At 39.5% G+C, this 11973-nt stretch carries 21 protein-coding genes; 19 read left to right on the forward strand and 2 right to left on the reverse strand.

The window, feature by feature from the left end:
* Nucleotides 1-102: 102 nt before the first annotated feature.
* Nucleotides 103-999: a helix-turn-helix transcriptional regulator gene (locus PYW32_RS01465; protein WP_016176300.1), complete on the forward strand. Its 897-nt coding sequence runs from the start codon at nt 103-105 to the stop codon at nt 997-999.
* A 25-nt stretch (nt 1000-1024) separates the two neighbouring features.
* Here PYW32_RS01465 and PYW32_RS01470 read toward each other — a convergent pair whose 3' ends face one another.
* On the reverse strand, nt 1025-1750 hold the full coding sequence (locus tag PYW32_RS01470; RefSeq protein ID WP_016176299.1) for a nitroreductase family protein: 726 nt from the start codon (nt 1748-1750) through the stop codon (nt 1025-1027).
* Nucleotides 1743-3176, reverse strand: coding sequence for an aminotransferase-like domain-containing protein (locus PYW32_RS01475; protein ID WP_016176298.1), 1434 nt, complete (start codon nt 3174-3176; stop codon nt 1743-1745). Before PYW32_RS01475 ends, PYW32_RS01470 begins: the two co-directional genes overlap by 8 nt.
* A 100-nt stretch (nt 3177-3276) precedes the next feature.
* Between PYW32_RS01475 and thiD the strand changes: the two genes are divergently transcribed.
* The 18 genes from thiD to rpsH all read left to right on the forward strand — a co-directional run bounded on the left by thiD (nt 3277) and on the right by rpsH (nt 11959).
* Nucleotides 3277-4095 (forward strand): bifunctional hydroxymethylpyrimidine kinase/phosphomethylpyrimidine kinase, encoded by an 819-nt coding sequence (gene thiD / locus PYW32_RS01480; protein ID WP_016176297.1) that lies wholly within the window; start codon nt 3277-3279, stop codon nt 4093-4095.
* A gap of 2 nt (nt 4096-4097) precedes the next feature.
* A complete protein-coding gene (locus tag PYW32_RS01485; RefSeq protein ID WP_016176296.1) occupies nt 4098-4646 on the forward strand; it encodes an ECF transporter S component in 549 nt (182 codons plus the stop codon).
* 299 nt (nt 4647-4945) lie between these two features.
* Complete coding sequence (rpsJ, locus tag PYW32_RS01490) at nt 4946-5254, forward strand: 30S ribosomal protein S10 (protein WP_016176294.1); 309 nt, start codon at nt 4946-4948, stop codon at nt 5252-5254.
* A gap of 21 nt (nt 5255-5275) precedes the next feature.
* The gene (gene rplC / locus PYW32_RS01495; protein WP_016176293.1) at nt 5276-5905 is read left to right on the forward strand and encodes a 50S ribosomal protein L3; all 630 of its coding nucleotides are present in this window, start codon (nt 5276-5278) and stop codon (nt 5903-5905) included.
* A gap of 29 nt (nt 5906-5934) precedes the next feature.
* Complete coding sequence (gene rplD, locus PYW32_RS01500; protein WP_016176292.1) at nt 5935-6558, forward strand: 50S ribosomal protein L4; 624 nt, start codon at nt 5935-5937, stop codon at nt 6556-6558.
* Entirely contained in the window at nt 6558-6845 is a 288-nt protein-coding gene (locus PYW32_RS01505) for a 50S ribosomal protein L23 (protein WP_016176291.1), read from the forward strand. The genes rplD and PYW32_RS01505 overlap by 1 nt, the downstream gene beginning before the upstream one ends.
* A gap of 37 nt (nt 6846-6882) precedes the next feature.
* On the forward strand, nt 6883-7713 hold the full coding sequence (gene rplB, locus PYW32_RS01510; protein ID WP_016176290.1) for a 50S ribosomal protein L2: 831 nt from the start codon (nt 6883-6885) through the stop codon (nt 7711-7713).
* Nucleotides 7714-7755: 42 nt separating this feature from the next.
* A complete protein-coding gene (rpsS, locus tag PYW32_RS01515) occupies nt 7756-8034 on the forward strand; it encodes a 30S ribosomal protein S19 (protein ID WP_016176289.1) in 279 nt (92 codons plus the stop codon).
* Between the two features lie 20 nt (nt 8035-8054).
* Nucleotides 8055-8402: a 50S ribosomal protein L22 gene (gene rplV / locus PYW32_RS01520; protein WP_016176288.1), complete on the forward strand. Its 348-nt coding sequence runs from the start codon at nt 8055-8057 to the stop codon at nt 8400-8402.
* A 13-nt stretch (nt 8403-8415) separates the two neighbouring features.
* A complete protein-coding gene (gene rpsC / locus PYW32_RS01525; RefSeq protein ID WP_016176287.1) occupies nt 8416-9072 on the forward strand; it encodes a 30S ribosomal protein S3 in 657 nt (218 codons plus the stop codon).
* Nucleotides 9073-9074: 2 nt separating this feature from the next.
* Nucleotides 9075-9509 (forward strand): 50S ribosomal protein L16, encoded by a 435-nt coding sequence (gene rplP, locus PYW32_RS01530; RefSeq protein ID WP_010734464.1) that lies wholly within the window; start codon nt 9075-9077, stop codon nt 9507-9509.
* Entirely contained in the window at nt 9499-9687 is a 189-nt protein-coding gene (gene rpmC / locus PYW32_RS01535) for a 50S ribosomal protein L29 (RefSeq protein WP_016176286.1), read from the forward strand. The genes rplP and rpmC overlap by 11 nt, the downstream gene beginning before the upstream one ends.
* Nucleotides 9688-9711: 24 nt before the next feature.
* Nucleotides 9712-9978, forward strand: coding sequence for a 30S ribosomal protein S17 (gene rpsQ, locus PYW32_RS01540; protein ID WP_016176285.1), 267 nt, complete (start codon nt 9712-9714; stop codon nt 9976-9978).
* Nucleotides 9979-10037: 59 nt separating this feature from the next.
* Entirely contained in the window at nt 10038-10406 is a 369-nt protein-coding gene (gene rplN, locus PYW32_RS01545; protein WP_016176284.1) for a 50S ribosomal protein L14, read from the forward strand.
* Between the two features lie 35 nt (nt 10407-10441).
* Entirely contained in the window at nt 10442-10753 is a 312-nt protein-coding gene (rplX, locus tag PYW32_RS01550; RefSeq protein WP_016176283.1) for a 50S ribosomal protein L24, read from the forward strand.
* Nucleotides 10754-10781: 28 nt separating this feature from the next.
* Entirely contained in the window at nt 10782-11321 is a 540-nt protein-coding gene (gene rplE, locus PYW32_RS01555; RefSeq protein WP_016176282.1) for a 50S ribosomal protein L5, read from the forward strand.
* 18 nt (nt 11322-11339) lie between these two features.
* On the forward strand, nt 11340-11525 hold the full coding sequence (locus tag PYW32_RS01560; protein ID WP_007207616.1) for a type Z 30S ribosomal protein S14: 186 nt from the start codon (nt 11340-11342) through the stop codon (nt 11523-11525).
* Between the two features lie 35 nt (nt 11526-11560).
* A complete protein-coding gene (gene rpsH / locus PYW32_RS01565; protein WP_016176281.1) occupies nt 11561-11959 on the forward strand; it encodes a 30S ribosomal protein S8 in 399 nt (132 codons plus the stop codon).
* Nucleotides 11960-11973: the final 14 nt, after the last annotated feature.

Raw genomic sequence — 11973 nt, forward strand, 5'->3', positions numbered from 1 at the left:
AAAGCTGATCTATCAAGGTGCAACTAATAAGTGCGTGTGAAAAACTAACCTTTTTAGTAAGATTAAAAGCAAATAACTGCTTGTTTTAGGAGGAATGTACCAATGACATTAGCACAAAATATTATTCGTTTTAGAAAAGAAAATGAGTTGTCGCAACAGCAACTTGCTGACCAATTAACTATTTCGAGACAGTCTGTTTCTAAATGGGAGAACGGCGAAAGTTTACCGGGAATTGACAATTTACTTTTATTGAGTGGGTTGTTGAATATTTCCTTGGATGAATTAATTACTGGAGAAGCGTATTTGAGTTTTCCGTTGCATTATGGTAAGCCGAAACGTGATAAGCCCATCGTTTTGTTAAGTGTTTTAGCTCTTATTGGTGTGGGCTTGTTTAGTTCTTTTATAAGTTATTTTGAAGGTGAGCAGATACCGATGCATGTGCTAGTGGGAATCGGTTTATTTACATTGTTTATGCTGTTGATTTTTTATGTGATGTTTGCCTACTGTACGCCTTTTGATTTCAAACGTTATTACAGTTATTGGACATTGGAGAAAAAAGGCATTCGTTACCCTGTTTTTCGTTCTAAACCAATAGGGAAAATTGGTCCCTTTACGGAATTTATTTTGCCGTTTGTCGCGTGTTTTGGATTGCGTAAAACAGTCTTTGTTCCATATCAAGAGATTACTAAAATGAAGCTGTGTTTTATCCCGTTTAAATACAATCCTACGAAAACAGCGATTAGTATGAATGGCTATACTCCACGCATGCACCAAACGATGCGTGAACCATTTTATTTAGAAGTAACGACCCGAGTAGGTGAAGTCATTGAACTAGATCTGCGTGGATACTATCGTGTGACTTCAAATGAACGAAAAATGTTAGGTACGATGCTGTCTTTCTTAAAAAGAAAGCAGTTTGCTTTTATAGACGATCAACATATCTATGCAAAAGTTCGAAAACAAGAGAATATTATTGACTCTATGTATGAAAAAGCTTAGGACATCGCGATGTCCTAAGCTTTTCTTATTTGATTAATTTTTGTTTTTTCAAATAGGTATCAATATTTTCCGCAGGTTTTTGGCTAAAGTAGTCGGCGAATTTTTTCGTCCAGCGTTTGGTTTCACGGGCTTCGCCAAATTTTTCCATTGTTTCGTCATAATCAGCAATTACTTGTTCATCATATGGCGTATAGGTATCGTAATGAACGACAGCTTGTTCTGGTAGGCGTGGTTTTACTTTCATATCAACAATGGGTTTGCCGATACTTAAGCCGGCAACTGGATAAACGTAATCTGGTAAATGCAGTAGTTCGCTAATTTCTGCAATGTGATTTCTGACGCTCCCAACAGGAACGACGCCTAAACCAAGCGATTCACTAGCAATAATCGCATTTTGCAATGCTAGACTGGTGTCGGTTGTGGCGATGATTAGCGGGTGTAATCCTTCATCGACTGGATAATCTGCGTCTAGTTGTTTGGCAACTAATTGTGTTCGTTTTAAATCTGCGACAAATAACAAGAAGACCGAACTGTTTAGCATATGCGGATTTCCAGGATTCCACTCGACTAGTTGCTTTCGAATGGTTTTATCTTTAATCACAATAATAGAGTACATCTGTCCGTTCATCCAAGAAGGTGCTTGGCGTGCGGCATCTAAGATTTCTTGTAATTCTGCATCAGGAATTTGATAATCAACATCGAAATTGCGGTAACTCCGGTGACTTTTTAACAACTTAATTGTTTCATTCATAAACAGCATCCTTTCTAATTCGCTCTGTAATCCGCATTAGTGTTTGTTGAAAAAGGGCTAATTGTGCGGTGGAGAGTCGTGTATAATTTATTCTAACAGACATTGTCTCATTGCTGAATAGAAATGCTGGCGCGGTCAAGAGATTTTCTTCGAGAAAAAGTTGCCAATCTTTTCGAGTTAATGTTTGGTGGCGCCAAGTAAGCCAATAATACAATCCACCTTGAATCGGTGCATAGGACCAATCGGCAGCTAGGGGCATCATGACGTGTTCAAAATTTTGACTGCGGTGACGCAATTCTTCTAACAGTTGTGTTTGTTTTTGTTCATAGTTCGTTGAAGTTAAAGCAGCAGTTGCGAGTAATTGTGGAAAAAGATCAGTCTCGCTTTCCATTCTTTTTTTGGCACTTGCCAAACTGGTAATCAGAGTTTGGGGTGCAAGCAACCAACCAATTTTAATTGTGGAACCAAAAATTTTAGATAAAGAACCGACATAAATGACTTGATCAGGAGCCAAACTTTTTAATGAAGGCAAAGCCTCGGTAAAGCCTAACTCATGAAAGACATCATCTTCTATAATTGGTAGATGGTATTTTTCGCATAAAGCAACGACTTCTTTCCGGCGTACCAACGACATTGTACGACCGGTTGGATTTTGATAATTAGGATTAAGATAGAGCAACTTGATTTTTTTTGTTTGAATGGCATGTTCTAACTCTTGGCAATCAATGCCCTCGTCATCTTGTTTGATACCGATCAAATGAATACCTAATGAAGCAAATAAGGGCAACGCAAACAAGAAAGAAGGATCTTCGGTTGCCATGTAACTTCCCGTATCAAGTAATACTTGAATCAATAGGAAGATTCCTTGCGTAGATCCCGAAGTAATCAACAAGTCTTGCCCCTTCGTTGGCAAAGCAAATTCCCTCGCTAAATGATTGAGTAAATGCTGTTTTAAAGGGAGATAACCTGTGGGATGAATTTTTTTCTCTTCATATAACACTTGTTCCCACGTAATTGCTGGAAACTCAAAGTCAGGTATCAATTCTGCGGGTAAATCACCGGTATACAAATCTAGCGTATCTACAGTATTTTGTTTTTGTTTTAGTTCACTCACGTAAGGATCTTCTTTTAAAAACGGACTTGAGAGTAACGAGCGCCATTGGTTCATTAATAGTTGACGACTGCCCCAACGACCTTGTGCAACACGTGTGCCGCTACCTTGTTTTCTGGTGATCCAACCTAAACTCACGAGCTCTTCTAATGCACGGACGACAGTGGAACGATTCACTTCATAAGATTGAGCAAGTTGCCTTTCAGGAGGCAGCTTGTCACCAGGCATGAGTTGGCCTTGTTGAATGGCTTGAATAATTTGTGAGGTGATTTGTTGGTACAAAGGTTTTTTATCTTGTTTGTTAATCTGCCACATTGCGAATCTCCTTTGAAATTGGATGGTTTAAAAATAAGCCAATTGGCTGTTTTCGTCAAGCAATCGATTCGCTATACTAAAAAATACGAGGGGGGAGCGTATGGAAAAAGTAGTAACGATTGCAGGATCAGACTCAACAGGTGGTGCTGGTTTGCAAGCAGATTTAAAAACATTTGAAGAATATGGTGTCTTTGGGTTTTCTAGTATCACATCTATTGTGACGATGGACCCAGAAAATGGATGGTCGCATGAAGTGACAGAATTGCCAGAAGAACTTTTGCGTAAACAGCTGATTTCGGTTTTTGCGGGTGGTTCTGTAGATGCCTTAAAAACAGGGATGATGGGGAATGAAAAAAATATTCAGGTGGCAAGTGAGTTTATCGAACGTTACCAAGTGAAACATGTGGTGATTGATCCAGTAATCGCTTGTAAAGGTACCGCACAAATTTTACAACCCAAGAGTGTGGCGGGAATTAAGGACTATTTATTACCAAAAGCGTATGTTACGACACCCAATTTAGTCGAAGCAGGTATTTTATCGGGCTTGGGTGATTTAACTTCAATTGAAGATATGAAAGCAGCAGCCACAATTATTCATCAATTAGGCGCCCAATATGTGGTTGTGAAAGGTGGTCATCGCTTAGGATTGGCAAAAGCAATCGATGTTTTTTATGACGGGAAAGAATTTACGGTATTAGAAAATGAGTTGATCCCAACTGATTGTAACCACGGGGCAGGCTGTACTTTTGCGGCTGCCATTACGGCTGGTTTAGCAAAAGGCTATTCAGCTAAAGAAGCTGTCATCTTAGCGAAAAAATTTGTCGCACAAGCCATCCAACATGGCGTACAAATTAATCCATATGTGGGTCATGTGTGGCATGGCGCTTATAATGAAGCAGAAAAACGAATGGAGGAGTAGGAATGAAACAGACAAGCATTCAGACAATCGTCTTAGTGGCATTATTTACAGCGTTAACAGTGATTGGAACAATGATTAAAATTCCGTTGCCAACAGGTGCGTTCGTCCATTTAGGCAATGCGGTTTTATTATTATCTGTTTTATATTTGGGATATGTGAAAGGCTCATTAGCAGGTGGGTTAGGTTTTGCTATTTTCGATGTTTTAAATGGCTATGCTAGTGAAGCACCGTATTTTATCTTGGAAAGTTTTATTGTCGGCGCCGCAGCATATGGTGTGTTTCTTCTATTTAAAAAGAATCCTACACATATTTGGCAAATTTTAGTGATTGCAGCTGGGACTGGTGTGGCGAAATTAGTGATGACACAAGTTAAAAATACTGTGCGTCAACTCTTCTTAGGAATGGATTTATTGCCAGCCTTTACTACCGCAGCAATTAAGTTGCCGGCAACACTGATTAATGTTTGCTTAACAGCAATCATTGTTTCTTTTTTATATTTCCCATTGAAAAAAGCAATGGATCGTACTTTTAGACAATCATTTGGTCGATAATTTGCAACAAACCACGCGCGCTTAGCTGCGTGGTTTTTCTATTGAAAACGACTTTGCTATTATTTTCAGAAAAAAATAAAATTTATTGAATAAAATGCTTGCTATTCTAGTGCAGATATAATATACTCATTGAGGTGCTGCATATGAAAGAGTATGTTACACACAGTGGCAGAGAAAAATCTGCCGGCTACGAAACGAGAGGTTGCGACACGCCCGGACGCTTTGCCATGGACGAGCGTGACGGAAAATTTTCGTGGAGCTATGTCTACTTTTCAAAATAGACGAAGGAGGGAAAACAAATGGCAAAACAAAAAATTCGTATCCGTTTAAAAGCGTATGAACATCGTATTTTAGACCAATCAGCGGATAAAATCGTAGAAACTGCAAAAAGAACTGGAGCTACTATTTCAGGTCCAATTCCATTGCCAACAGAGCGCAGTCTATACACAATCATCCGTGCTACACATAAATACAAAGATTCTCGCGAACAATTCGAAATGCGTACACACAAACGTCTAATCGACATTGTGAACCCAACACCAAAAACAGTTGATGCTTTAATGAAGCTAGACTTACCATCAGGTGTTAACATTGAAATTAAACTATAATAAATAACTGGAGGTGTAATCATGACCAAAGGAATCTTAGGGAAAAAAGTGGGAATGACTCAAATCTTCACAGAATCAGGTGAATTAATTCCAGTAACTGTAGTTGAAGCTACTCCAAACGTTGTTTTACAACTTAAAACAGTTGAAAACGATGGTTACGAAGCAGTTCAAGTAGGTTACCAAGATTTACGTGAAGTTTTAAGTAACAAACCTGCGAAAGGTCATGTTGCAAAAGCAAACACGGCTCCTAAGCGCTTCATTCGCGAATTCAAGGATGTTGAGCTAGAGGGCTTAGAAGTAGGATCAGAAATTAAAGTTGACGTATTCCAAGCTGGAGACATCGTTGACGTAACAGGAACTACCAAAGGTAAAGGATTCCAAGGCGTTATCAAACGTCACGGACAATCTCGTGGACCAATGGCTCACGGTTCTCGTTACCATCGTCGTCCTGGATCAATGGGTCCAGTTGCACCTAACCGTGTATTCAAAGGCAAACGTCTTGCAGGACGTATGGGCGGCAATCGCGTAACTATCCAAAATTTGGAAATCGTACGTGTAGATGCTGAACGTAATGTTATCCTTATTAAAGGTAACGTTCCTGGCGCGAAAAAATCATTGATTACAATTAAATCAGCTGTGAAAGCTAAATAAGTAGATAGGAAGAAAGGAGGAACTAAGGAATGCCGAATGTAGCATTATTTAAACAAGATGGAAGCCAAGCTGGCGAAATCACTTTAAACGAAGAAATTTTCGGAATCGAACCAAATGAATCAGTTGTTTTTGATGCAATCATCATGCAACGTGCTTCATTAAGACAAGGAACACACGCTGTTAAAAACCGCGGTGAAGTTCGCGGTGGCGGACGTAAACCATGGCGCCAAAAAGGAACAGGTCGTGCTCGTCAAGGTTCAATCCGTTCACCACAATGGCGTGGAGGTGGCGTTGTCTTCGGACCAACACCGCGTTCATACAGCTACAAACTTCCTAAAAAAGTTCGTCGCTTAGCAATCAAATCTGTTTTATCAGAAAAAGTTGCTGAAAATAACTTGGTAGCAATTGAAGGATTAAGCTTCGATGCACCAAAAACTAAAGAATTCAAACAAGTTCTTGCTAACTTGTCTATTGACTCTAAAGTATTAGTAGTATTAGAAGAAGGTAACGACTTTGCAGCTTTATCTGCTCGTAACTTACCAAACGTTTCTGTAGTTGCTGCTAATAACGTAAGTGTTCTAGACGTTGTTTCAAACAACAAAGTGTTAGCAACTCAAACTGCTCTTACTCAAATTGAGGAGGTGCTTGCATAATGAACTTACTAGACGTAATTAAACGCCCAGTGATCACTGAAAAATCTATGCTTGCTATGGATGAAAAGAAATATACTTTCGAAGTTGACACTCGCGCAAACAAAACATTAGTAAAACAAGCTGTTGAAGCAGCATTTGGTGTTGACGTGAAAAGCGTAAACATCATCAACGTGCGTCCAAAATTCAAACGCATGGGTAAATATGCGGGATACACAAAAAAACGTCGCAAAGCTGTTGTGACTTTAACTGAAGATTCAAAAGAAATCGAAATTTTCTCAGCTGAATAAGCTGTAAGAACTAGAATAAAATAGGAGGGAAAAAGACGTGGCAATTAAACATTACAAGCCTACCTCAAATGGTCGTCGTAATATGACTTCTTCTGACTTTGCAGAAATTACTGCTTCTAAACCAGAAAAATCATTATTAGCACCATTGAAAAACCATGCAGGTCGTAACAACAACGGTCGCATCACTGTACGTCACCAAGGTGGCGGTCACAAGCGTCAATACCGTTTAGTCGACTTCAAACGTAACAAAGATAACGTAGTTGCATTAGTGAAAACTATCGAGTACGATCCAAACCGTTCTGCTAACATCGCGTTAGTACATTACGAAGATGGAGTTAAATCATATATCTTAGCACCTAAAGGATTGGAAGTTGGCATGACTGTCGTTTCTGGACCAGATGCAGATATTAAAGTAGGTAACGCATTACCACTAGAAAACATTCCAGTAGGTACAGTTATCCACAACATCGAAATGAAACCAGGAAAAGGCGGACAATTAATCCGTTCAGCTGGTACAAGTGCTCAAGTACTTGGTAAAGAAGGTAAATACGTATTGATCCGCTTGAACTCAGGCGAAGTTCGTATGATCTTAGCAACTTGCCGTGCAACAATCGGTTCTGTTGGTAACGAACAACACGAATTAATCAATATCGGTAAAGCAGGTCGCTCTCGTTGGATGCGTAAACGCCCAACTGTACGTGGTAGCGTAATGAACCCTAACGATCACCCACACGGTGGTGGTGAAGGTAAAGCACCTATCGGACGCCCAGCTCCAGTATCACCTTGGGGTCAACCAGCTATTGGTTACAAAACTCGTAGCAAAAAAGCGAAGTCAGATAAACTTATCGTTCGTCGTAAAAATAAATAATTACATTAACCATGTGTTGCACATTTTGAGAGGAGGTTCACCATGGGTCGTAGTTTAAAGAAAGGACCTTTTGTCGATGATCATTTGATGAAAAAGGTCGAAGCACAACAAGGCGCTGAAAAGAAAAAAGTAATTAGAACTTGGTCTCGTCGTTCTACAATCTTCCCAAGTTTTATCGGGTTTACCATCGCAGTTTACGATGGACGTAAACATGTGCCAGTTTATATCCAAGAAGACATGGTAGGACATAAACTAGGTGAATTTGCACCAACAAGAACTTATCGTGGCCACGTTGCTGACGATAAGAAAACAAGACGTTAATTTGAGGGGAGGATATACAAATGGCAGAACAAATCACATCAGCGAAAGCAACTGCTAAAACAGTCCGCGTTTCTCCTCGTAAATCACGTCTAGTTATCGATTTAATTAGAGGAAAAAGCGTTGCTGACGCAATTGCTATCCTAAAGTTCACACCGAACAAAGCTGCTGGAATCATTGAAAAAGTATTGATGTCAGCAATCGCAAATGCAGAAAATAACTTTGACTTAGATGTTGAAAACTTAGTAGTATCTGAAGCCTTTGTAAACGAAGGACCAACGATGAAACGTTTCCGTCCTCGCGCGAAAGGTTCAGCATCTCCAATCAACAAACGTACAAGTCATATTACGGTAGTTGTATCAGAAAAATAAGGAGGGACAATCAGTGGGTCAAAAAGTACATCCAATTGGAATGCGTGTAGGCATCATCCGTGACTGGGATGCAAAATGGTATGCTGAGAAAGACTACGCAGACTTTCTACACGAAGATTTAAGAATTCGCAAATTTATCGCATCTAAACTTGCTGATGCCGCTGTGTCAACAGTTGAAATCGAACGCGCTGCAAACCGCGTGAACGTTTCAATTCACACAGCTCGACCAGGTATGGTTATCGGTAAAGGCGGTTCTGAAGTCGAAAGCCTAAGAAAAGAATTGAACAAATTAACTGGTAAGAGAGTACACATCAACATTGTAGAAATCAAAAAACCAGATTTAGACGCTAAATTAGTAGGCGAAGGAATTGCACGTCAATTAGAAAATCGTGTTGCTTTCCGTCGTGCTCAAAAACAAGCAATCCAACGCTCAATGCGCGCTGGCGCTAAAGGAATCAAAACTCAAGTATCAGGACGTTTAAACGGTGCGGATATCGCTCGTGCGGAAGGTTACTCTGAAGGAACTGTTCCTTTACACACATTACGTGCGGACATCGATTACGCATGGGAAGAAGCAGATACAACATACGGAAAACTTGGTGTTAAAGTATGGATCTATCGTGGAGAAGTTCTTCCAACTAAAAAGAACACTGAGAAAGGAGGGAAATAAGCATGTTAGTACCTAAACGTGTAAAACACCGTCGTGAATTCCGCGGAAAAATGCGTGGTGAAGCTAAAGGCGGTAAAGAAGTAGCTTTTGGTGAATACGGCTTACAAGCTGTTGAATCTCATTGGATTACAAACCGCCAAATTGAAGCTTCTCGTATTGCAATGACTCGTTACATGAAACGTGGCGGGAAAGTATGGATCAAAATTTTCCCTCACAAATCTTATACAAGTAAAGCTATTGGGGTTCGTATGGGTAAAGGTAAAGGGGCTCCAGAAGGTTGGGTAGCACCAGTTAAACGTGGTAAAATCATGTTTGAAATCGCTGGCGTATCTGAAGAAGTAGCTCGCGAAGCATTACGTCTTGCTTCACACAAATTACCAATGAAAACTAAAATCGTAAAACGTGAAGAAATGGGTGGTGAATCGAATGAAGGTTAAAGAAATCAGAGAATTAACCACTGCCGAAATGCTAGATCAAGAAAAACAATTAAAAGAAGAATTGTTTAACTTAAGATTCCAATTAGCTACAGGTCAACTAGAAAACACTGCACGTATCCAAGAAGTACGTAAATCGATTGCACGCATCAAAACAGTTTTGCGTGAACAAGCAAAGTAATAGTGGAAGGAGGCCATTTAGCGTATGACTGAAGAAAGAAATCAACGCAAAGTTTATCAAGGTCGCGTGGTATCCGACAAAATGGATAAAACAATTACAGTAGTAGTTGAAACTAAGAAAAACCACCCTATCTACGGTAAACGTATGAAATATTCTAAGAAATACAAAGCACACGATGAAAACAACGAAGCAAAAGTTGGCGATATCGTGAAAGTTATGGAAACTCGTCCATTATCAGCTACGAAACGTTTCCGTCTAGTAGAGATTGTTGAAAAGGCAGTGATTATTTAATCACACGAGATTTTCCTATATAGATTGAATTTCCAAAATCTGAAAGGAGGATACACATCGTGATCCAACAAGAAAGTCGTTTAAGAGTCGCTGACAACTCAGGCGCACGCGAAATTCTAACGATCAAAGTCCTTGGTGGCTCAGGTCGTAAAACTGCCAATATCGGTGACGTAATTGTTGCTACGGTTAAACAAGCAACGCCAGGTGGAGTTGTTAAAAAAGGTGACGTAGTTAAAGCAGTTATTGTTCGTACGAAATCAGGCGCTCGTCGTGCAGACGGTTCTTACATTAAATTTGATGAAAATGCTGCGGTTATTATCCGTGACGATAAGAGCCCACGTGGAACTCGTATCTTCGGTCCAGTTGCTCGTGAACTACGCGAAGGCAACTTCATGAAGATCGTTTCCCTAGCACCAGAAGTACTATAATTGTTATCCATTATCAAAGGAGGTGCGAAACAGTAATGTTTGTTAAAAAAGGCGATAAAGTTAAAGTTATCACTGGGAAAGACAAAAACAAAGAAGGTATTGTATTAGAAGCTTTACCTAAAAAAGATAAAGTCGTTGTTGAAGGTGTTAACATCGTGAAGAAACACCAAAAACCTTCTCAAGCTGCTCCTCAAGGCGGAATCGTTGAAGTTGAAGCGCCAATTCATGTTTCTAACGTGATGGTGATTGATCCTTCTAACGGTGAAGCTACACGTGTTAGCTACAAAGAAGTTGACGGCAAAAAAGTCCGCGTTTCTAAGAAAACCGGAGAAGTTATCGATAAATAATCAAATTAAGGAAGGAGGGGCTTACTGAATGAACCGCCTTAAAGAAAAATATACAAAAGAAGTTGTTCCATCATTAATGGAAAAATTTGAATATAGTTCTGTAATGCAAGCACCAAAAGTTGACAAAATCGTTATCAACATGGGTGTGGGTGATGCAGTATCTAACGCAAAAAACTTAGATAAAGCTGTTGAAGAATTAGCATTAATCTCTGGTCAAAAACCATTGATTACTAAAGCTAAAAAATCTATCGCTGGCTTCCGCTTACGTGAAGGAATGCCAATCGGTTGTAAAGTTACTCTACGTGGAGAAAGAATGTACGAATTTTTAGATAAATTAGTATCAGTTTCATTACCACGTGTACGTGACTTCCATGGTGTAAGTAAAAAAGCGTTCGACGGACGTGGAAACTATACATTAGGTATCAAAGAACAATTAATCTTCCCTGAAGTTGATTACGATTTGGTAGACAAAGTACGTGGGATGGATATCGTTATTGTAACTACTGCCAACACAGATGAAGAATCTCGTGAATTGTTAACGCAATTAGGCATGCCATTCCAAAAATAAAAAAAGGAGGCGAACTACGTGGCTAAAAAATCAATGATTGCTAAAAATAAACGCCCAGCAAAACACTCAACTCAAGAATATACACGTTGCGAACGTTGCGGACGTCCACATTCAGTTTATCGTAAATTTAAACTTTGCCGTATTTGCTTCCGCGAACTTGCCTATAAAGGTCAAATTCCCGGCGTGAAGAAAGCTAGCTGGTAAACAAGTAAACTCGCATAAAGGAGGTAAATCATCTAATGGTCATGACAGATCCAATTGCAGATTTTCTAACGCGCATTCGTAATGCCAACATGGTAAAACACGATGTATTAGAAGTGCCTGCTTCAAAAATCAAACGTGACATCGCTGAAATCTTGAAAAAAGAAGGTTTCATCCGTGATGTTGAATATATCGAAGATGACAAACAAGGCGTGATCCGTGTTTTCCTAAAATATGGAAAAAATGGTGAACGTGTTATCACTAACTTGAAACGTATTTCTAAACCTGGTCTACGTGCTTATGTTAAAGCTGACGAAGTACCAAAAGTATTAAACGGTTTAGGTATTGCAATCATCTCAACTTCTGAAGGTGTTATCACTGATAAAGAAGCTCGAGTTAAAAATGTCGGCGGCGAAGTTGTCGCTTATGTATGGTAATTTAAAATAATACA

Source organism: Enterococcus saccharolyticus subsp. saccharolyticus (genome assembly GCF_029023825.1).
Taxonomy (GTDB): domain Bacteria; phylum Bacillota; class Bacilli; order Lactobacillales; family Enterococcaceae; genus Enterococcus_F; species Enterococcus_F saccharolyticus.

Coding starts and splice junctions, on each gene's coding strand:
- rplX (WP_016176283.1), top strand. CDS start 10,442: ATGTTTGTTAAAAAAGGCGATAAAGTTAAAGTTATCACTGGGAAAGAC.
- thiD (WP_016176297.1), top strand. CDS start 3,277: ATGGAAAAAGTAGTAACGATTGCAGGATCAGACTCAACAGGTGGTGCT.
- PYW32_RS01475 (WP_016176298.1), bottom strand. CDS start 3,176: ATGTGGCAGATTAACAAACAAGATAAAAAACCTTTGTACCAACAAATC.
- PYW32_RS01485 (WP_016176296.1), top strand. CDS start 4,098: ATGAAACAGACAAGCATTCAGACAATCGTCTTAGTGGCATTATTTACA.
- PYW32_RS01470 (WP_016176299.1), bottom strand. CDS start 1,750: ATGAATGAAACAATTAAGTTGTTAAAAAGTCACCGGAGTTACCGCAAT.
- rpmC (WP_016176286.1), top strand. CDS start 9,499: ATGAAGGTTAAAGAAATCAGAGAATTAACCACTGCCGAAATGCTAGAT.
- PYW32_RS01465 (WP_016176300.1), top strand. CDS start 103: ATGACATTAGCACAAAATATTATTCGTTTTAGAAAAGAAAATGAGTTG.
- rplC (WP_016176293.1), top strand. CDS start 5,276: ATGACCAAAGGAATCTTAGGGAAAAAAGTGGGAATGACTCAAATCTTC.
- rpsH (WP_016176281.1), top strand. CDS start 11,561: ATGGTCATGACAGATCCAATTGCAGATTTTCTAACGCGCATTCGTAAT.
- rpsQ (WP_016176285.1), top strand. CDS start 9,712: ATGACTGAAGAAAGAAATCAACGCAAAGTTTATCAAGGTCGCGTGGTA.
- rpsS (WP_016176289.1), top strand. CDS start 7,756: ATGGGTCGTAGTTTAAAGAAAGGACCTTTTGTCGATGATCATTTGATG.
- rpsJ (WP_016176294.1), top strand. CDS start 4,946: ATGGCAAAACAAAAAATTCGTATCCGTTTAAAAGCGTATGAACATCGT.
- PYW32_RS01505 (WP_016176291.1), top strand. CDS start 6,558: ATGAACTTACTAGACGTAATTAAACGCCCAGTGATCACTGAAAAATCT.
- rplV (WP_016176288.1), top strand. CDS start 8,055: ATGGCAGAACAAATCACATCAGCGAAAGCAACTGCTAAAACAGTCCGC.
- rplP (WP_010734464.1), top strand. CDS start 9,075: ATGTTAGTACCTAAACGTGTAAAACACCGTCGTGAATTCCGCGGAAAA.
- rplE (WP_016176282.1), top strand. CDS start 10,782: ATGAACCGCCTTAAAGAAAAATATACAAAAGAAGTTGTTCCATCATTA.
- rplD (WP_016176292.1), top strand. CDS start 5,935: ATGCCGAATGTAGCATTATTTAAACAAGATGGAAGCCAAGCTGGCGAA.